This window comes from Alsobacter sp. KACC 23698, assembly GCF_045348435.1.
Classification (GTDB): Bacteria; Pseudomonadota; Alphaproteobacteria; order Rhizobiales; family Beijerinckiaceae; genus Alsobacter.
In genome coordinates, this window is sequence record NZ_CP157484.1 from 729,725 (window position 1) to 748,416 (window position 18,692).

The following is an 18,692-nucleotide window of genomic DNA, read 5'->3' on the forward strand; positions in this document are numbered from 1 at the left end:
CCGTTTCGGGGCGAAATAATCAGAGGAGAGTCTTCAGCTCGGCGAGCATTCCGAGACGCTCAGCCCCGAGGCGCTTTGCGATCTCATCCTGGCAGCGCGCCCATAGCGGCTCCGCCGCGCGCAGCGCCTCGCTTCCGCGCTCGCTCAACGAAACCGTCGCTTCGCGCTGGTCCTGGCCTCGCCCCAGCTCGACGAGGCCGAGCTTCTCCACCACCCGGACGTTGCGTCCCATCGTCGAGCGGTCGAGTTCGAGAGAGCGCCCGAGGTCAGTCAAACTGATCGGCTGGTGCCTCTCGACGGTGCGAAGCAGGGAGTACTGAGCGATGTTGATCCCCGCTGGTGCGAGCGCCGCATCGTACCGCGCCCCGATCTTTCGGGTCGCCTTTCTCAGCTGAAGGCAGTGACAGGGAAGCGACATGAAGCGGGCATATACCCGTAAACGGTGTTTGTCAAATTGTGCTGCAGGCTGAATCAGCGCCTGGCAGTTGCTGCCCAGCTTAAGAGTGGCTGCGGGTCCCGCCTCACCAGACCAGCGCCGAGGTGCTGGCCGCGACCTGATGCGGTTCTTCGGCGCTGAGCAGGAAGTCGATCTGGACAGAGGAGATCGGGAGTTCGAGGACTGGCGCTGGGCCGATCCTGCGGAGGTCGAGGCGCTCGGTTCCGTTCAAGCGAGCGGTGAATCGGACGGTGCTCGGCGGCTTTGCAAGCTTGGCTCCCGGACCTTGGCCGCGAGTGAGGCTGGTGAAGGGTGGGTGGGGTAGGCTGCGCGCCTCTGGTCGAGCCAGCTGGGTTCAGCTTCTCGAACGGGTACGGCCCGAACGCGAGCAGGCTTGGAGATCAGTCCGGCGATCGCCGGCGACCCCCCGAAGACCCCATCCCACGCACGAAGACGGCACCGCGCGATTTCAGGGCAGAGCGCAGCTGATGCACAGTCTCAAGCGGCGCGACGCCTGCGCGTTTCCAAAGTCGTTGCACGTCTTCGTGGTAATCGGACGGAAGCCGGCGGGCCGGGTCGCGAGGCGTGCCCCAACTCCGGCTGACCTGAGCGTGCTAACTGCTGGAGGACGCCGTGGAGACGGGCGGAGCCGCTCTCGTGTGACTGTCAGGAAAGCAGGCCGGTCAGCGCCACAGTCGCGCATGCCGTCACGAATGCCGCGGGAAGGCCTGCTCGGACGAAGGCGGGCGGCCTCGCGCCGGCGCACAGCAGGGCGGACGCGAAAATCAGCCCGCCGAAGAGAAGGCTGGCCAACCCGCAACCGAGCATGGCGCCCCACGACAAAGACCCTGTTTCGATCGTGGCAGCGATGGCCCTGAGAGCCGAAATCGTCATCCAGGCCGGGACGACCACGCCGAAAAACCCAGCCCGCGGCGGCAGGATCTCCTGATCCTCGGACATCCTGGCAACGAAGGAGCGGGTCAGAACTGCCGCCCAAGCTCCGAGGATCAGGACCGTTACGGGATCCGACCAGGGCAAACTCTGGCGTAGGGGCACGGGGCGGGTGAGCAGCGAGGCGGCAAAAAAAACCGCCGCCCCCAGCAGCGACCCCAGCGCAGCGCCGGAGAGGCCGAAAGTCGCCACCAGGCACATCATGAGCACGAGGCTGAGCGCGATCTGGCCGGCGCTCGCTTCGAAGCCGTCCAGCATCTCGGCCGTGACGAAACCGGCGGCCGGATCCATAGCGCGCTCCCTTCAGGGGCTGACCTGGATTTGAGGAGCTCAGACCGCCAAAGGGGCGAACGGCAGTGAGCCCACCGCGATTGCATAGACGATACGACTCGCACGATGCGCGGTCAAAACCGAAGCGACACTCTTCCCTCGTGCGGTCCGGTCCTGCAGCCGAAGGCGTGGCTCCGGAGGGAGTTCACGCACAGCCGTTCGAAGTTGCTGTGACCGGGCCCGGCGCGACAACGGGCAAGTCGCTTCGGTTCACCCATGAACACTAACGCCGACAGGAGCGGCTGGCATGTCCGCTGAATCCCGGCCTTCAGATCCAAAAGAGGCCCCAGGCGTGAGCACCGGCAGACGTGTGAATGGGGCGGCGCCGGTTTCGGTGGACGGCCCGGTTCTCTGGCTGAGAGCGACGCGCGCTGGCTCAAAACGTCAATGTCGGAGAGCCACATTGGGGTTACGAGCCGGAGGCAGTTGGGCGGGGCGCCGCCAATCTTCCAAACTAGGAGCCGCCAATGATTAAGCACGGGTACCTCGTCTTAAACGTGCTGCTGACGTCGATGGTTCCGGCCTTTGCAGACCTAAGGGGCCACGGAGGACCCGTGCGGTCCGTCGCCACGGAGCCGTCCAGCCACTCCGCCCTCACGGGAAGCTTCGACGGCTCGGCCATCCTTTGGGACGTCTCGTCCGGCGAGGCTCGTCAGGCGCTGCGTTTCCACGCCGGACAGGTAAACGCCACGGCCTTCCTAAGCCAGACCCGGTTCATCACCGCAGGCCAGGACGGGCTTGTGGCGCTGTGGACAGCGGCCCGCGAGCAGCCCGACCGGGTCCTCGACGGGCATGCTGGCCCGGTTGTGGCGCTGGCCGTCGCCGAAGACGGGCGGATCGCTTCGGCGTCCTGGGACGGGACCGTTCGGCTATGGGCCGGCGACGGCTCGCCCCTATCGGTCCTGCGCGGCCACGCGGGGAACGTCAACGCGGTCGGTTTCCTGCCCGGTGGCGACGTGGTGAGCGCCGGGGCGGACGGGACAGTGCGGGTTTGGGCAAGCGGCAGGGAGTCCGGCTGGGTCATTTTCGCCAGTCCAGCCGCAATCAACGCGGCAGCGGTTTTGGGCGGCGCGGTTGCTCTGGCAGGAGCGGACGGCTCAATCCGGCTGATTGATGCAAGCGGGCGAAACCTCGGCGAGGCCCAGCTCCTTGACGCCCCCGCCACCGCGCTCGCCGCGTCGGGCGACGGGCTGCTGGCCGCCGGAGGCGCGGATGGCAGCGTGGCGTTGCTGCAGGCGCCATCGCTGCGAGTGATCCGGTCCTTCGCGCCGGCGCAGGGCCCTGTCTGGGCCTTGGCGTTCCTGGCGTCGCCGCCGCGTTTGCTGGCAGGAACGAGCCGTGGCCCCGTTGTGACCTGGGACCTGGCATCCGGAGCGCGCCTGCTGGACGGGAGTGACGGTGGGCAGGCGGCTGCCGCCACTACCGGGGGCGAGAGCGCCCGCGTGTTCGCGCCGTGCCGCGCCTGTCACAGTCTCGGGCCGGATCCCGGCAACCGGGCGGGGCCCACCCTCTACGGGCTGTTCGGGCGTCGCGCAGGTACGGCGAACGGATACGTCTACTCCGCAGCTCTCGGTCGCCGAGACTTGATGTGGACCGCCGAAACCGTCGCTCGGCTCTTCGAGATCGGTCCCGCCGCTTTCATCCCGGGGACCAAGATGCCGGATCAGAAGCTTGTCGACGAACGGGACCGCGCGGACCTCATTCGCTTCCTGGAGGAGGCGACGAAACCGCGCTAAGGGCTTGTTCGCCATTCTCTGCCAGAGGTGGCGCCCGGTAGTCGTCCGCTGTGCGCGGAGCTGGGCGCGGATTATGCGGGTCCAACCCCTCATTCATCACGGCTTGGACCCGGCAGTCCTCGCACATGCGAAGCACGTCAAGGCGGGCGCTGTTCGGGCCGCTGTACATCCAGTGTCCGGAGAGCTTGGCCACAACGCGCTCGATGGAGCTGCGGGTCCCGAACGGCTTGCCGCAGCTGATACAGCAGAACGGCTCCTCATCCTTCAGCAGGACGCGTGGGGCGCCCTGGGCGGCGAAGCTGACCCGGGGAACGAGGGTGATAGCCCGCTCCGGGCAGGTCGCCGCGCACAGCCCGCACTGGACGCAGGCGTCCTCGGCAAAAAAGAGGGCAGGCCTCTCAGCCGAGTCGCCCAGGGCGCTGGTGGGGCACGCCGAGACGCAGGAGAGGCACAGCGTGCACGCCTCCCGGTCCAGCTGGAGCCCGCCGAACGCGGCGCCCGCCGGCACGGAGACGATGTCGACGGGCGACGGGGCGACCGCGCGCAGGTCGAAGAGCATGGCCGCGAACAGGCGTCGCTTTTCCGGCATCGGGTCGAAACCCGAGATGCGAGTGGCGCCCGAGCGCGGCGCCGCGTCGAGGGCATCGCGCAGCGCCTCCGGGTCGTCAGTCGCGATCAGGCCGCAGGCCTCGGGCAGCCCTAGCGCGGATGTCAGCGCCTCAACGACGCCCAGGGTCGCCCGGAGGCCATCCAGCGGATGGGCCGGGCGCTCGCGGGACCAGGCTCGCACCGCTGCGGCGCCCCACAGCAGGGGCGAGCACCAGAACTCGACGCCCAGGCGGTGCACGGATGTGACCGGGACCGGCAGCACGCGGGCGGGCAGGCCCCGGCCAAAGCGGGCGAGCGCGTCGATGACGGCGGCCCCGTCCTGCTCCGCGTAATACAGGATCACCGGGGCCCGCCCGCCGGCGCGCCGAAAGGTGTCGAGGACCCGTCTCACGTTACGCAAGGCCGTCTCCGCAGGCGGTGCGGCGTATGCGACAGCGCCTGTGGGGCAGGCTGCGGCGCAGTCGCCGCAGCCGCCGCACGCGAGAGGATCGACAGCGACGTGGTCGCCCGCGGGCCGAATTGCGCCGGTCGGGCACAGGTCGAGGCACCGGGTGCAGCCCGTGATCCTCGACCGAGAATGCGCGCACAGGGACGGAGTCACGGCCACGTAGCGGGGCTTGGTGAACTCGCCCGTAAGCCGCGCTGCGGCGGCCACCGCCTCCCGCACCCCGACTGGGTCGCCGGGGTCGGCCCGCAAGTAGCCGTCGCGGAGGTCGTGAGCGGGGAACAGGGGCGGTCGCCCCGACAGGTCGATGATTATCCCGCAGCGTGACACCGCGTTATCCCGCCCGGTCCCGAACTGGAGGGCGACACGAGAGGACGGCCGCGGCTCCGCGAAGCCGTCCACCGTCAGGTCGAAGGCGCCGAGATGGCCTGTGGCGTTTCGGACGAGGCCCCGGACCACGGGGAAGTCCCAGGCTTGCGGCGGGCTGACGTCCTGGTCGCCGGTGAGCAGCACGGTGACGTCGAGGCGGTCCGAGAGGGTAAGGCCCGCCTCGATGGCGCGCTCGTCCCGGCCGTAGACCAGCAGCACGCCGTCGCTCGCAAGCTCCACGGGCGCCAGTGCCGCCATCTCCTCCTGCGACGCGGCTGGCGCGGCATCCAGCAGCGCGGCGGCCTTGGGGCCGGCCAGTTCCGCCTCGTCCGACCAGCCGGCGGCTTCGCGGATGTTGGCGAAGCGCATCTCGCCCGCATAACCCAGCTCGCGGGCGATGTCGCGGAACAGGGCCGCGTACTGGGTGCATCCGATGGTGACCGGACGGCCGGTGGCGAGCGCCTCGCGGACCCGGTCCTGCTCGGCGGCGCAAAAACAATCGCCGCCGATCACCCGCGCGTCCGGCATGGCCCGCGCCGCCGCGGGCCCGAAATCGGGCATGGTCTTCTCGCACGAACAGACCAGCGCGATGCGGCGACCTGTCTGCGGCATGATTGGCCTCGCCAAGTGCTTTACGGGAGCCAATCATAATTGGAAGATGCGGTCCAGCGGACGTCCCGGAAGGTGCCGGATGGACAGCGCGGAACTTCCCCCGGTGTTTCGGCCCGTGGTCCTGCGGGAAGTTCACGAGGCATTCTCGCAGGCTTGCCGCGTCGCGGCCGCGGAAGGGGCGGGGACGCTGTTCCAGGTGGGGCGGTTCGACCTCGTCGACTTCGCCGTCGTGTTGGAGCCGGAGCATCCCCTCCGTCTTGCCCGGACGTGCTTCTATGCGGGCATGAACGCGCTTGCAGACGCGGTCTCCTCCTGCGCCCCGCCGGAGGCGCCGGTGTGCTTCCGCTGGCCCGATCGAATCCTGCTCGACGGCGCATTGGTCGGCGGCGCCCGGCTTGGGTGGCCGCAGTCGTGCGCCGAGGACGACCGGCCCGAGTGGCTGGTTTTCGGCGCGACCGTGCGGCGCGTCAGCATCGGCGCCGAGGAGCCTGGCGCCAGGCCCGGTCTCGGCTCTTTGGAGGAACTCGGCGCGGTGCTGGGCGACCACCGCGACTTTGTGGCGCGCTTCGCCCGCTTCTTCCTGCTCGCACTGCACGAGTGGAGTGATTTCGGACCGGCAGGCTCGCTGCGCCGCTATACGCCGCGTCTCTCCGGTCGCTCCGAGGCTGTCGACCACCGCGCCAGCCACGGTGGCGCCCCAGACGCGGTGGCCTGGCAAGGTAGCGGGTCCCTGGCGGCCGCGCTGGCGACCCCGTCGTGGCGTGAACGGGAGCTTTCGGGATGGCTTTGACGGTGAGCGCTTCAATCGCCAACCGAGCCTGCAGCCGAGACGACTTCTGGATCTCCAGCGGTCACCAGATGCTCGATCGGGAAGAGACGGGCTGGGCGGTGGTGACCGACGAGTTCCTGAAGCTCTACCTCGCCCGCCCCGAACTGGCGCCGCCGGTCGACGCGTGCCCGGCCGAGCGCGCCCTGCACGCCTCGCTGCTCGCCGGCGACCCCCGGCGGCCGGTCGCGCCGGCCGAGGTCGACGCCATTCAGGACGAGGACGCTCGGGAGAACTGGGCGGTGATGCTGACACATCGCGATCGTCTCGTGACTGCGGGCTGCGTTGAGGGCGCCTATCTGGCTGCGGTCACGCAGGGGGGCGCCGCCTCGCTCTTTCTCGACCAGTGGGCCCAGATCATCCTGCGTGGCGCGCTCGACACGGACCGGTCGCCCTTGGTGCTGCGGGCCGCGGAGCTCCTGTTCCGCCCGCAGCGGATCGCCTTCCATGCGGGCGGCGTGCTGCTGGCGGACGATGAGCTGGTATCGGTGAGGGAAGCGGCCCACGGCGCCTCGCCGTTGGCGCGCATGTTGCTGGACGCGCCCGAGACGGAGCTCGACGTGCTCGGAGAGAACGACGAGCGTCGCTACCTCGCTCGCAGCGACGCCTTTGATTTCGCCCTTCCGTTCGAGCCGGGCGGGCCCGGCCACGGCGCCCTCGCGACGGCGATGACGAGCTGGCTGCGCCACCTGCTGCGGCTCGACGTCTCGATCAGGCCGGTGCGCGCCATCGACGATCCCGTCTGGCGCTGGTCCATTGGCCTGAACGCGGCCGGCGTCGCCATATGCGAGGCCGCGTGGCGCGGCGAGGCGGTCGACCCGGCGACGGTGCTGGGCCTCTTCCGGCTCGATCTGAGCGACTGGACGCGCGTCCTGCCCAGGATGGCGGGACAGCCGATTTGGCTCATCCTGGGCATGGACGACACGAAGGTGCTGCGAATCAGGCCGCAGAACCTGATCACGGGCTTGCCTTTGCTGGACCGTCAACCGGAGGAGGCCGATGGCCGCCCTGATCCTTGACGCCGCGCTGATCGTCGAGCGCCGCCTTCTTGTCGGTCCCTGGGGCGGGGTCGCCTGGCGGCCCTTTGCCGTGCTGCCGCCTGGAGCGGCGGCCGCCCCCTGGACGCCCCTGGCCCATGAGGACGGCGCGACGACCTTCTTTGCCGGCGAGATCGGGATCGAGCTGCATTCCTCGGAGACGGGCTCCTACCGCGACAACCTCGCCACTCGGGAGCCGAGGCTGTGGACGGTGCTGCGGGACTGCCCCGAGCCGCCCGGCGTCCGGCTGATGATGCTCACCGCCGATCCCGCCGAGGGAGAGGCCATGACGGAGGCCGGGACCAACCTGGTCGAGACGGTCGCGATGCCTGCATGGGTCGAGGAGCGGGTCAGGAGCTTTGTGGCGGAGCACCACGTCGAGCGTCCCTTCTTCAAGCGGCAACGCGACCGAAGCGCATCTGGCCAAGGCCCCGCGGGGCCGCCCGGGGGAGGGCGCCATGACCGGCGTTGAGGACGGGCCCGCGCGTGACCCTGAGCGCTTCTTGGCCCGCTGGTCACGCCGCAAGCGGGGCGGGGTCGACGCGCGTCCCGCCGACGACGGGGAGCAAGCCCAAAATCCGCAGCCGCCCGAGCCCGGCGGGGACGGCCGAAAGCCGGGGGAGCCGCCGCCGTTGCCGCCTGTGGATACGCTGACCCCGGAGAGCGACTTCTCCGTCTTCCTGCATCCCGGGGTCTCGTCAGGTCTGCGAACGGAGGCCCTGCGCCGCCTATGGAGCCTCGACCCGGCGATCCGCGACTTTGTCGGCCCGGCCGATTACGCCTGGGACTTCAACCGCCCCGGCGCCGTCCCCGGCTTCGGTCCGGCCCAGGCGATCACGCGCCTGGCGGGCGCCCTGGCGGCGCCCCGGGACGCGGAACGCGGGACGGCGCCGGACCCGAGCCGCGGAGCCGACCCGCCGGGCGTGGCCGAGGACGGTCCTCGCATGGAACCCGGGGACGAGCGCCAGGCCGCCCGGCCTGACGCCGTGCCGGAGTCGGCCGCCGGCGGCGGCCCCGCCCCGGGCTCCTCGCCGGGACCCAAACCTCTCCTCGCCCCCATTCGACGCCATGGCGGCGCGAAACCACGGTTTTCGTCCTGACAGAGTTCAGCTTTCGGCGCTTGCAAGTTCCCGGTAAGGGCGTAGCCTAATCTTTGAGCAACAGCCGTCAGCTGGGGCTCGGGGCGGGGAGACTGGCATGCGAGACCACTCGCAGGATCGTCTTGTTCCCTCGACGGAGCCCGACCTGTTGGCCGAGATCGGCTCGGCGCGGGCGCGGGAATACGCGCTGCTCTCCACCCTTCTTTTGACCTCGCCGGACGCGGAGCTGCTGGGCCGGCTGGCGCGGCTCGGCGGCGGCCCGAACGAACTCGGGCAGGCGCATGACGAGCTCGCGGCCGCTGCCGCGGCGTGCGCGCCCGACGACGTCGAGCGCGAGCATTTCGAACTCTTCGTCGGCGTCGGGCGCGGCGCGCTCGTCCCATACGCCTCCTATTACCTCACGGGCTTCCTCCAGGAGCGCCCCCTCGCGCGCCTCCGTCAGGATCTCGCGGCGGCCGGGCTGCAGCGCTGCCACGGCTGCGTCGAGCCCGAGGACCACATCGGCGTGCTCTGCGAAATCATGAGCCGCCTCGTCCTGCGCGCGCCTCTGGGCGACCGCCTGCAGCGGACGATGTTCGAGCGGCACTTGGAGCCCTGGGCTCCGCACTTCTTCGACGATCTCGGCCGGGCGGAGCAGGCGCAGTTCTACCGCAGAGTCGCCAAGGTCGGCCGCCTGTTCTTCCAGATCGAAGCCGAGGCATTCCGGTTCGCGATCCCGGAGCCTGCAGACGCGGAGGTGTAAGCCATGGCGAAGACGCGACCCGGCCTGAGCCGCCGGGGGCTGCTGAAGGGGCTGAGCGGCGGCACCCTGGCGCTCGGGGCGGCCGCCACGGTCGGCGCCACGCAACCGGCCGGAGCCTATGACCCGGGGTCGAAGGAGATGCGCGGCCGGTACCGCGAAACCGACCACGTGAAGGCGTACTACCGCGTCAACGGCTACGAAACCCTGAAAAAGTGAGGCCGCCCCGTGTTGACCAGGCGAGCTACCACGGTCCGGCGCCCGGCGGGGGCGCCCAGCCCTGAATCCGGCGCAGCCGGCCTCGACCGGCGCAATTTCCTCGAGCGCTCCCTCTTGCTCGGGGGGGTGGCGGCGCTTGGCGATCTGCCGCTTGGGACCATTCGTGAGGCGCAGGCGGGCCCTCCCGCGAGCGCAGGGGCGCCGGTCGAGATTCGCAAGAACATCTGCACCCACTGTTCGGTCGGCTGCACTGTCACTGCAGAAGTCCAGAACGGGGTGTGGATCGGCCAGGAGCCCTCGTGGGACAGCCCGATCAACCGTGGTTCGCATTGCGCCAAGGGCGCGGCCATCCGAGAGGTCGTTCACAGTGACCGGCGTCTGAAGTACCCCATGAAGATGTCCGGGGGGGAGTGGCGCCGGATCTCCTGGGACGATGCGATCAACGAGATCGGCGACAAGATCCTCACCATTCGCCAGCAGGCCGGCGCGGACGCCGTGTACTGGCTTGGCTCCGCCAAGTTCACGAACGAAGCATCCTATCTGCTGCGCAAGCTCGCCGCCTTCTGGGGAACCAACTCGGTCGACCACCAGGCCCGCATCTGCCACAGCACGACGGTCGCCGGCGTGGCGAACACCTGGGGCTACGGCGCCCAGACCAACTCCTACAACGATATCCGCAACGCCAAGACGATGGTGTTTATCGGTAGCAACGCAGCCGAGGCGCATCCGGTCGCCATGCAGCACCTGCTAGCCTCCAAGGAGATCAACCGCGGCAACATGATCGTCATGGACCCGCGCTTTACCCGCACGGCCGCGCACGCGACGCACTACGTGCGCTTCCGGTCGGGAACCGACATCCCGCTCGTCTGGGGTCTGCTGTGGCATGTCTTCCAGAACGGCTGGGAAGACAAGGAATTCATACGCACGCGCGTCTACGGCATGGACGAGGTCCGCAAGGAGGTGGCCCGCTGGACCCCGGACGAAGTCGAGCGCGTCACCGGCGTCCCGGAGGCGCAGCTGAAGGAGGTCGCCCGGAAGTTCGCAACGGAGAAGCCTGCGACGATCATCTGGTGCATGGGAGCGACCCAGCACACCGTCGGCACCGCCAACGTGCGGGCCTTCTGCACCGCCTGCCTGGCCACCGGCAATGTCGGGAAGCCCGGGACCGGAGCCAACATCTTCCGCGGCCACACCAACGTCCAGGGGGCGACGGACCTCGGTCTCGATATCACGACCCTGCCGCTCTACTACGGCCTCACGGAAGGCGCCTGGAAGCATTGGGCGCGCGTTTGGGACGTGAGCTACGACTGGCTTCGCGACCGCTTCGACGAAGTTCCGGCCAAGGCGGGACGTCCCGCCCGCACCCGCAAGGATAACATGGAGACCCCCGGGATTACCTCGACCCGGTGGTTCGACGCGGTGACCGCTCCGGAAGAGGATGTAGACCAGCGGACCAACCTGCGCGCGATGATCGTGATGGGTCACGGGGGCAACACCGTCACCCGCATGCCCGAGATGCTCAAGGGGCTCGCGAAGCTTGAGCTCATGGTGGTGATGGACCCGCACCCCACCACCTTCGCGGCGATCGGCGACCGCAAGGAGAACACGTACCTGCTGCCGATCGCGACCTCGCTGGAGACGGACGGGTCCCGCACCGCCTCAAACAGGTCGCTCCAGTGGGGCGAGCAGATCGTCAAGCCGGCCTTCGAGTCCAAGGACGACTATGAGGTGATGTACCTGCTGGCGAAGAAGCTCGGCTTCGCCGACGACATGTTCAAGCACATCAAGGTCGAGAACAACCGGCCGTCCCCGGAAGATCTGCTGCGGGAGATCAACCGGGGCGGATGGTCGACCGGCTATTGCGGGCAGTCGCCCGAGCGCCTCAAGGCGCACATGCGCAACCAAGCGAAGTTCGACCTGGTCACGCTGCGCGCCCCGAAGGACGCCCCCGAAGTCGGCGGCGACTACTACGGGCTGCCATGGCCCTGCTGGGGCAAGCCGGAGATCAGGCACCCGGGAAGCGCCATCCTGTACAACACCAACCTGCACGTGAAAGACGGCGGGGGCACCTTCCGCGCTCGTTTCGGGACGGAACGAAACGGACAGACGCTGCTGGCGGAGGATTCCTATTCGCTTGGATCGGAGCTGACGGACGGCTACCCCGAGTTCACGATGGCGGTTCTGAAGAAGCTCGGTTGGGACCGCGACCTCACGGCCGACGAGTTGGCAGTGATCCAGCGGGTGGGCGGCGGCAATGTTGACACGGTCAGCTGGGCCACGGACCTCTCAGGCGGAATCCAGCGCGTCTGCCTCGATCACGGCGTCATGCACTACGGCAACGCCAAGGCCCGCGTGGTCGCGTGGAACCTGCCCGACCCAGTGCCGGTGCACCGCGAGCCGATCTACTCGCCGCGGCCGGAGCTCGTAGCCAAGTATCCGACGCGACCGGACGAGCGGCAGTTCCGCATCATGAACGCCGGCTTCACGGTCCAGAAATCGGCCGTCGACCGAGGGGTGGCGAAGGAGTTCCCGATCATTCTCTCCTCCGGACGCATCGTGGAATTTGAGGGCGGGGGCGAGGAAACCCGGTCCAATCCGTGGCTAGCCGAACTCCAGCAGGACATGTTCGTGGAGATCAGCACGGCGGACGCGGCAGAGCGCAGCGTCAAGGACGGCCAGTGGGTCTGGGTGCTCGGGGCCGAGAACGGGGCCAGGACACGCGTGAAAGCCCTTGTCACGGACCGCGTCGGCCGGGGCGTCGCCTGGATGCCTTTCCATTTTTCCGGCTGGTACCAGGGCGAGGATCACCGCACGCGCTACCCGGCTGGAACTGACCCGGTGGTGCTGGGCGAAAGCGTCAACACGCTGACGACCTACGGTTTCGACCCGGTGACGGGCATGCAGGAAACCAAGGTCACCTTGTGCCAGATCCGGCCGGCTTGAGGGAGGGGCGCATGGCGCGCATGAAGTTCCTGTGTGACGCCGACCGGTGTATCGAGTGCAACGCCTGCGCCACCGCGTGCAAGAACGAGCACGAGGTGCCGTGGGGCATCAACCGCCGCCGCGTCGTGACGATCAATGACGGCAAGCCTGGCGAGCGGTCCATCTCCATGGCCTGCATGCACTGCACGGACGCGCCGTGCCAGGCCGTGTGCCCGGTGGACTGCTTCTATACCACCCCGGATCACGTGGTTCTTCACTCGAAGGATCTGTGCATCGGGTGCGGCTACTGCTTCTACGCGTGCCCGTTCGGCGCCCCGCAGTATCCCCGCGTCGGCAACTTCGGATCGCGCGGCAAGATGGACAAATGCACCTTCTGCTCGGGCGGGCCCGAGGAGGACGGCAGCGAGGCCGAGTACGTGAAGTACGGGGCTAACCGTCTCGCCGAGGGGAAGCTGCCGCTCTGCGCGGAGATGTGTTCCACCAAGTCCTTGCTGGCCGGCGACGGCGACATCATCGCGTCCATCTACAAGGAGCGCGTCCAGAAGCGTGGTTATGGGTCGGGCGCGTGGGGTTGGAGCACGGCTTACCACGAGACGATCGAGGTCTGAACGAAGGCAGGCGAGAGGTGATCCCATGCTGCGCGCGCCAAGGCTGGTTCCGGTGCTTGCCATCCTCGCTATGCTCGCGGGCGTGGGCGCGCCGGCCGCGCGCGCGGCAGACCCTATGACGGGGGCGAACCCGACCGCCCAGTCGGTGCACGAGCGCGACCTACTGAACGCGCTCGGAAAACTCCAAGGGCGGATCACGCTTCCGGACGGGAAGGCATCCCTGCTGGAGCAGCCGCAGGGGCGCGAGTATCGCGGCTTCCATGAGCGCGCGCTGCCCTGGATCGGCGGGATCGTCATCCTGGCGGTGCTTGCTGGCCTGGCGGCGTTCTACCTGGTGAAGGGCCGCATCCCGGCGCCTCCGCGCGATCCCGGCGGGCGCACGGTGCTTCGGTTCTCCGCCGTGGAGAGGCTCGGCCACTGGCTCACGGCGACGTCCTTCATCGTGCTCGCCCTGACGGGCCTGAACTATGTTTTCGGCAAGCGTCTTCTCATGCCCCTGGTCGGTGCCGACGCCTTCGCGGGGTGGTCGCATTGGTCGAAATACGCCCACAACTTCGTGGCCTGGGCGTTCATGGCGGGGCTCCTGATGCTCATCGTGAGCTGGGTTCGCGACAACATCCCGGACCGGTTCGATGTGGCGTGGCTACGGGCGGGCGGCGGTTTCCTCGACGGGTCGCATCCTCCGGCGGAGCGCTTCAACGCCGGCCAGAAGCTGATGTTCTGGTCCATCGTGATCTTCGGCCTGGCGCTTTCGGCCTCCGGACTGCTGATGCTGTTTCCCTTCGCAGTGCTGGACATCAATGGGATGCAGGCTGCCCAGTACGTGCACGCGATCGCGGCCGTGGTGCTGATCGCGGTGATCCTGGCCCACATCTACATCGGCACGCTCGGAATGGAGGGGGCCTTCGAAGCCATGGAGAGCGGCTCGGTGGACCTGAACTGGGCCAGGACGCACCACAGCGTCTGGGCGGCGCGGCTGGCGCGCGATGATCCGGCCGCCCGAGCTCTGCGGTCAGGCTCGCCAGCGCCGGCTGAATGATCCGGAGGTCGTCCATGCGCCTATCATACTTCTTCGCCGTCGCGACCCCAGCCGTGCTGATTGGATCCATAGCGGTGGCCCAATCGCCTCCGCCTGGCGCTGCCGCGACCGCCGGCGGTCCGGCGAACCTCTGTGGGGAGCTCGTCGCGTTCATGATGTCGCAGCAGGAGAAGCAGCCCGCCGCTGCCAAGCCCCCGCCGCAGGGCGGTTCGGCGAGCCAGGCAACCGGGCAGTCGAACGTCGCCGTAGAGGCGCCGAAAGCGAAAACGCCGGGGCAGGAGGGGTCGGGTCAGAACGCGCCGCAGGCTTCCGGGATGAGCGCTCCCATCTCTGCCCCTTCGGGCCAAGGGCCAGCGAAGGAGGAACTCGCCTCCCTCGACTCCGTTAAGGAGCTCGCGCAAAGGAACGATCTTCCAGGGTGCCGGACCGTGGCGCAACGCATGCGCCGAGCGGGTGTCGCCATGCCCACGCCGTTGTTAGCCCTGGCCGCGTTGAAGCAACCGGGCGCTCCGCCAAGCGGACAAGGTTCGCCTAGCAATCCCTAGCCGAGGGGAGGGAGAGCCGGATGCGTATGATCATTGGTGGCATGGTCCTGGCGGTGGTGATCGGCGTGGCCGCCGGGCTTGTGCTGACCAACATGCAAACGCCAGCCTGGCGGGCCTTCAGCACCGCTGGAGCTCGTGTCGGAGACCCCGGCGAAAACCTCGTCGGGCCACCCTGGCGCAACAGCGCGCGCGAACACTCAGCCAAGTTATAGCCGACCTCAGCGCTCATCTTTCTGCACGTTTTACCTCATCGAGCGCTTCGGGGGGGCGGTGCAGACCGTTCAGCTCATGTTGTTCCTGTTTCTGGTCTCGGCTGAAGCTGGCGTGCTTGTTTGCGCCTAATCGGCCGCCGGGTGGGACGGGGTCGGATGAACTCGTTCTCGATCCTTTGCACCCTGCCATTTGCGCCGGCATTGCAGTTCGCGTCCCTGTTCTGGATCAGAGTGCTCACCGCGTGTATCGAACTGGTCGCGGCGATCGCCCGGCACCATCCTAATCTTTGCTATGGATCTAGTTCCGAACCGTGTGGGGCTAAGGTGGACTGTTCTTCCGGCTCATTTTCAAGTTGTGTGGCTAGCCGCGGTGATCATGGGCGATCGCCGACGGTGGGCATCAATTCAAAATTTTGCGCATTCGGGCGGATTATGATGTCGGCAATCCACCCAATGCAGTCGCTTGCTTTAACACGGCTCAGAGTCCGACTTGGGTCAGGACGCCGGTGGGGCAGGTCTGCCTCGCGCCATGAGCGGACACTGGAGCTTCTGCTTCTTACAGACCTTGGCGGAGGCGGATACGAGATCGGCGCGGCGGGGGCTGGGCCGCGTGTCCGCCGGCAAATCGAGACATCCGGTACCAGGGACTCAACCGACAACATAGCCATGGCGACCCGTCTCGTCTCTGTGAACTGACGTTCTTCGGAGGGGCCAACACCACTGCCGGCATTGTTGACGACGATGTCGATCCGCTAATTTTGCGCCTAGTCTAACGCCTCACGACTTATGAGCCCGGGGGGGGGGGCGCATCCTGAACGTCTGCACTGACTTGCATGACGCGCCAGGCTGAAGGTGAACGGAGCATCGGTGGCGTGATACAATCGCGCCACCCAGGCGTAGCAGAGCCTGGCAACTCGTGAGGACGGATATGCTGGCCACCAGCAAAGCTGCCGGCCCATTCTTGCGGGCCTCTGGTCTGTTTGCGCTTTTGGGTATCAATTGCGCGTCTGCCGAGGACAAGCTTGGCCTGCCGCGGTACGATACCGTGGCGTACTGTTCCACCTCTGACTTGTCCAACGTGTCACGGGACGGCTGCCTGAAAGGGGAGGAGAGCATGCGCGCAAAGCTGGCGACGGAATGGTCCGCCTATCCGTTTCAGAAGCGCCACTTCTGCGTCACGTCCGTCCGTTTGCTGCCGAAGGCGCAGCGATCCTACAGCATGCTGCATGGATGCCTGGTGGAGCAGGGGGTCAGCTAGTCACAGCTTGGCCATCTCCAGCACACCTTTCGCCAAGACCGTCCCGGACGACGCCTGCGCCCCGGATGAGTCTTCGGCCGAGTCCCGCGTCAACACCAGGATGACGCCTGCGCTGAGCAATTGTGCTCTCGAAGGAGATAGCATTAGCTGCGAGGTCCGCTCTCGTTCGATAACGCCAAGCACGATCGGGTCGTCATCGCCGTTCATGAGCGACAGGACGTAACGACCGGTGTCCGGAACCGGTCGCCTGGTGGGGACAATGACGATCCAGTTGGATCCCAGCTGATACGTGACGATGAACAGCGCCGGCCCCTCCTTCGGCAGGAGGGCGGCGCCAAGCGAGCCAGCGCTTGCCGTGACCGACGGCGAGGCGGGTTCTCCAGCAAGGTCGTTCCTCAGGGCGACGACGGCCACTAAGAGCATCGCCGCAGCCGACGCCAGACCCGCCATGGCCGCCGGCCGCCACACGCGTACATCGTCCCACCAACGGATCCGGGGACGCCTTGGCCCTTGAACCGGCGGCCGGCCAAGCTGGCTCTCGATGGCGCCCCAGGTGGCGGGCTGCGGCGGCCGCGGCGCAAGTTCGTCGACGAAGCCGGCAAACTGCTCGCGCCACGAATCGACCAACGCCCTGAACGCGGCGTCATGCTCATAGCGATCTTCGGCCCGTTTCCGCTCACCCTCTTCGAGCAGCGACAGTGCGAACTCCGCGGCGAGCCGATCCAAGTCGCCGGACGTGTCTGGGAAGCCTTCCGTCATGATGTCAGGCAGCCTTTCAACTGGATCAACGCCCGTCGTATCCAGCTCTTCATGGTTCCAGTCGGGACACCTGCCCTTCGAGCCAGTTCGTCATAAGTGAAGCCGTCGAAGAAAGCGGATCGTATGGCCTGTCTCTGATGACTTTCGAGTTTATCGATGCATTTCGCGAGCCGGTCGCGATCCTGCTGGTGTTCCATGGACTCAAGCGCGGATGGGTCTCGGGCGGGCAGATCAACCATGTCGACGGGAACCGGTGCTGGTGAGCGTTGGCGCGATCGCAGCCGATCGATCGCCTTGTTGCGCGCAATCGTGACGAGCCACGTGATCGGACTGACGCCGCGCGCGGGGTCGAAGGTTTTGGCGCGCTGCCAGACCGTCACATAGACATCCTGCAGCACATCTTCCGCCAAGGCGTCGTCACCGAGCATCCGGACCAAGAGAGCGTTCAGCTTGGCCGAGCTCATCTCGTAGACGGCGGACAGCGATCGGCTCTCGCCCTGCCCGACACCGACCAGATGGCGCACGAGCAGTTCGCGGTCTTCCTGCGCCGCGACGGCGATCCCTGGTGGTCGGGCGTTCCTCATTCTCGGCACTCGATCACCCGGAAGCCGCCGGCGAAGAGGTCCAGCCCGTCGCCGCGCAGCACCTGCACGGGATCGTCGCGGGGCAGGTCCAAGGCGCGTCATCGTTCCCGAAAGGCTCTGGCGAAAGCGTCGGACAAAGGCTCGACGAGATAGCTCAGCAGGGTCCGTTCGCGAGTCGGGACGATGACGTCCACCGGCATTCCGGGCGAAACTCGGCCATGGACCTCTGCGGGAACGTTCGCTTCGGACAGCCTCACGCGCGCCAGGAAGTAGGGCTCCTCGCCGTGACGTTCGACGATCCGGTCGCGGGAAAACGATACGATCGATCCCGACAGGGTGGGTGTGGTCCGGTGAGGAAGTGCCGTCATACGCAATTGCGCCTCCAAACCGACCCGGATGCCGTCCACGTCCTGAGGTTTGATCCGCGCATTGACGAGAATTCCTTCGTCGGTCGGCGCGATTTCAAGAAGCATAGCACCGGGCTGGATGACCTCGCCGATCGTCGTCACGCCTAGCGCCTGTATGACCCCCGTCCTGGGCGCCTTGATGTCGACGCGTCTCAGGACGTCAGCAGCATTGCGCCGCTTGACGTCGATGTCGTTGAGCTGATCACGCACCGTCCGGAGATCTTCCGACACCTTCTCGGCGTAGCGCTGCAGGAGCTCCGAGATCTGCGACTGGATCTCCTGGACGGTACTGCCGGCCCGGGCGATGTCGGCGTCGGCCCTGCCGATCTCCCCGATGAGTCGCGCCTGCTCGCGCTGAAGGGCGAGGACGCGGGACTTCACGATGAGTTTCAAATCAAACAGCTTCTGCGCGTCCAACAGTTCGGTCTCGATCAGGGCAAGCTGTTGCGCATTCGCGGCACGCTCCCGGGTCCGGCCATCGATTTCTTCAGTCGCCTGCTTTTGGCGCAACCCCAATGTCGCGGTCTGGGCTGCCAGCGAGGCGCGTCGCTCCTGAAACTGTCGTCCTTGGTCGGCGATGGCCTGAGACATCACCTTCGACCCAGCGTCGAGAGCCGAGAAGTCCGGCGCCTCAAGCCCGTCGCGCTCGGCAAGGAGCCGCGCCAGGAGAGCCTTGTTCGAGGCAGCCTGATTTTCCAAGAGGTTGGCTCCGGTTTCCGCCTGCACGGGCGCGAGCCTGAACAGCACGTCGCCCTGCTGAACGGCCTGTCCCTCCTGCACGAAGACGCCCTCGATGATGCCACCCTCGAGATGCTGGACTTTCTTCCGGTCCGTCTCGGCCGCCACGACACCGGGAGCAACGACCGCCGACGCAACGGGTACGGCCGCCGAGAAGGCGATAAATCCACCGAAGCCGATCATGCAGGCA

Annotated in this window: 18 protein-coding genes; 12 read left to right on the forward strand and 6 right to left on the reverse strand. The window is 67.6% G+C overall.

Annotated features, from left to right (window positions below):
- Positions 1-19: 19 nt before the first annotated feature.
- Entirely contained in the window at positions 20-418 is a 399-nt protein-coding gene (locus ABEG18_RS03315) for a MarR family winged helix-turn-helix transcriptional regulator (RefSeq protein ID WP_406856675.1), read from the reverse strand.
- 684 nt (positions 419-1,102) lie between these two features.
- Positions 1,103-1,678, reverse strand: coding sequence for a hypothetical protein (locus ABEG18_RS03320; protein ID WP_406856676.1), 576 nt, complete (start codon positions 1,676-1,678; stop codon positions 1,103-1,105).
- Between the two features lie 593 nt (positions 1,679-2,271).
- On the opposite strand from ABEG18_RS03320, the gene ABEG18_RS03325 reads away from it, so the two are divergent.
- Entirely contained in the window at positions 2,272-3,453 is a 1,182-nt protein-coding gene (locus tag ABEG18_RS03325; protein ID WP_406856677.1) for a c-type cytochrome, read from the forward strand.
- On the opposite strand, the gene ABEG18_RS03330 is transcribed toward ABEG18_RS03325, so the two are convergent.
- Entirely contained in the window at positions 3,416-5,404 is a 1,989-nt protein-coding gene (locus tag ABEG18_RS03330) for a 4Fe-4S dicluster domain-containing protein (RefSeq protein WP_406856678.1), read from the reverse strand. The genes ABEG18_RS03325 and ABEG18_RS03330 overlap by 38 nt on opposite strands.
- Positions 5,405-5,567: 163 nt before the next feature.
- On the opposite strand from ABEG18_RS03330, the gene ABEG18_RS03335 reads away from it, so the two are divergent.
- The 11 genes from ABEG18_RS03335 to ABEG18_RS03385 all read left to right on the forward strand — a co-directional run bounded on the left by ABEG18_RS03335 (position 5,568) and on the right by ABEG18_RS03385 (position 16,014).
- Positions 5,568-6,278 (forward strand): biotin/lipoate--protein ligase family protein, encoded by a 711-nt coding sequence (locus tag ABEG18_RS03335; protein WP_406856679.1) that lies wholly within the window; start codon positions 5,568-5,570, stop codon positions 6,276-6,278.
- A 2-nt stretch (positions 6,279-6,280) separates the two neighbouring features.
- Positions 6,281-7,333, forward strand: a complete 1,053-nt coding sequence (locus ABEG18_RS03340) for a DUF6352 family protein (protein WP_406856680.1) — start codon at positions 6,281-6,283, stop codon at positions 7,331-7,333.
- A complete protein-coding gene (locus ABEG18_RS03345; protein ID WP_406856681.1) occupies positions 7,314-7,823 on the forward strand; it encodes a DUF3305 domain-containing protein in 510 nt (169 codons plus the stop codon). The genes ABEG18_RS03340 and ABEG18_RS03345 overlap by 20 nt, the downstream gene beginning before the upstream one ends.
- Positions 7,810-8,451: a DUF3306 domain-containing protein gene (locus ABEG18_RS03350; protein ID WP_406856682.1), complete on the forward strand. Its 642-nt coding sequence runs from the start codon at positions 7,810-7,812 to the stop codon at positions 8,449-8,451. Before ABEG18_RS03345 ends, ABEG18_RS03350 begins: the two co-directional genes overlap by 14 nt.
- A gap of 97 nt (positions 8,452-8,548) precedes the next feature.
- Positions 8,549-9,193, forward strand: a complete 645-nt coding sequence (locus tag ABEG18_RS03355) for a molecular chaperone (RefSeq protein WP_406856683.1) — start codon at positions 8,549-8,551, stop codon at positions 9,191-9,193.
- A 3-nt stretch (positions 9,194-9,196) separates the two neighbouring features.
- Positions 9,197-9,409 (forward strand): twin-arginine translocation signal domain-containing protein, encoded by a 213-nt coding sequence (locus ABEG18_RS03360; RefSeq protein WP_406856684.1) that lies wholly within the window; start codon positions 9,197-9,199, stop codon positions 9,407-9,409.
- A gap of 12 nt (positions 9,410-9,421) precedes the next feature.
- Positions 9,422-12,352 carry a formate dehydrogenase subunit alpha gene (locus ABEG18_RS03365; RefSeq protein ID WP_406856685.1) on the forward strand — a complete coding sequence of 977 codons (2,931 nt, stop codon included), beginning with the start codon at positions 9,422-9,424 and terminating at the stop codon, positions 12,350-12,352.
- An 11-nt stretch (positions 12,353-12,363) separates the two neighbouring features.
- Positions 12,364-12,960 carry a formate dehydrogenase FDH3 subunit beta gene (fdh3B, locus tag ABEG18_RS03370; protein WP_406856686.1) on the forward strand — a complete coding sequence of 199 codons (597 nt, stop codon included), beginning with the start codon at positions 12,364-12,366 and terminating at the stop codon, positions 12,958-12,960.
- 25 nt (positions 12,961-12,985) lie between these two features.
- On the forward strand, positions 12,986-13,999 hold the full coding sequence (locus tag ABEG18_RS03375) for a formate dehydrogenase subunit gamma (protein ID WP_406856687.1): 1,014 nt from the start codon (positions 12,986-12,988) through the stop codon (positions 13,997-13,999).
- Between the two features lie 565 nt (positions 14,000-14,564).
- On the forward strand, positions 14,565-14,756 hold the full coding sequence (locus tag ABEG18_RS03380) for a hypothetical protein (RefSeq protein ID WP_406856688.1): 192 nt from the start codon (positions 14,565-14,567) through the stop codon (positions 14,754-14,756).
- 928 nt (positions 14,757-15,684) lie between these two features.
- Positions 15,685-16,014 (forward strand): hypothetical protein, encoded by a 330-nt coding sequence (locus ABEG18_RS03385; RefSeq protein ID WP_406856689.1) that lies wholly within the window; start codon positions 15,685-15,687, stop codon positions 16,012-16,014.
- On the opposite strand, the gene ABEG18_RS03390 is transcribed toward ABEG18_RS03385, so the two are convergent.
- The 3 genes from ABEG18_RS03390 to ABEG18_RS03400 all read right to left on the reverse strand — a co-directional run bounded on the left by ABEG18_RS03390 (position 16,015) and on the right by ABEG18_RS03400 (position 18,685).
- Positions 16,015-16,773, reverse strand: coding sequence for a hypothetical protein (locus tag ABEG18_RS03390; RefSeq protein ID WP_406856690.1), 759 nt, complete (start codon positions 16,771-16,773; stop codon positions 16,015-16,017).
- On the reverse strand, positions 16,770-17,357 hold the full coding sequence (locus tag ABEG18_RS03395) for a sigma-70 family RNA polymerase sigma factor (RefSeq protein WP_406856691.1): 588 nt from the start codon (positions 17,355-17,357) through the stop codon (positions 16,770-16,772). The genes ABEG18_RS03390 and ABEG18_RS03395 overlap by 4 nt, the downstream gene beginning before the upstream one ends.
- Positions 17,358-17,455: 98 nt before the next feature.
- Entirely contained in the window at positions 17,456-18,685 is a 1,230-nt protein-coding gene (locus ABEG18_RS03400) for an HlyD family type I secretion periplasmic adaptor subunit (RefSeq protein ID WP_406856692.1), read from the reverse strand.
- Positions 18,686-18,692: the final 7 nt, after the last annotated feature.